We start from the raw sequence: 750 nt of genomic DNA, 5'->3' as shown, positions 1-750 counted from the left end.
CATGAACCCTTGCCGATTTACCCGTCTAGTGCCCATCCGGTAGCTCGCTTACTGTTTGCACAGCGCTCCGAACCATTCTCCAAAGCCATGCGCCCAAGGCCAGGGTGATGCAGGGTTTCGTCATGGAAGGTGAGCAGGAGCGCAAAAACATGCGCGCGTGAACGCGTGGTTGAGCGACAGCCATCTCGCACACTAATGCACGTTTCCCCCCTGAATCCCCTTACAACGGGTCCGCGCACGGAGCAGCCTTGCAGTCGGCTCACCACCCTTAGGAGCATCATCGATGAACCCCCTGATTGCCCCACTCGTTGCGTTGTCGCTCTTGGCCGGAGAAACCTGCGCCCAGGTTTCCAACGAAATCCGGATCAACAGTGCAGGCTCTCAGCCCTCAGTGAAGGGCGCTGCAGAAAACTTCACGGGCACGGTACGTGTTGATGGCCTGTTCAAGGGTGATCACCCAGCCCGCATCGGCGGTGGCACGGTGACCTTCGAACCCGGCGCGCGCACGGCTTGGCATACCCATCCGCTGGGGCAAACGCTGATTGTCACTGCAGGCGTCGGCTACGTGCAGCAAGAACGCGGCCCACGTCAGGAAATTCATCCGGGTGACATCGTCTGGATCCCGCCGCAAACACGCCACTGGCATGGGGCTACTGCCGCCAACGGCATGACCCACATCGCAATCGCCGAAGCCGAAGACGGCAAAACCGTCACTTGGGCGGAAAAGGTCTCCGAGGCGCAGTACGAAGG

General features: G+C 60.5%; 1 protein-coding gene and 1 pseudogene. Both read left to right on the top strand.

Annotated elements, in window-relative coordinates; translation table 11 throughout:
• Window positions 1-68: 68 nt before the first annotated feature.
• Window positions 69-196, top strand: a pseudogene (locus AC1DRJ_RS30820) (flavodoxin); the annotation flags it as partial.
• Between the two features lie 87 nt (window positions 197-283).
• The coding region (locus AC1DRJ_RS30815) for a (R)-mandelonitrile lyase (RefSeq protein WP_477805438.1) at window positions 284-750 on the top strand (467 nt) is incomplete at its 3' end.

Source organism: Pseudomonas sp. P5_B2 (assembly GCF_056400445.1).
This window is presented reverse-complemented; position numbering and strand designations above follow the sequence as displayed.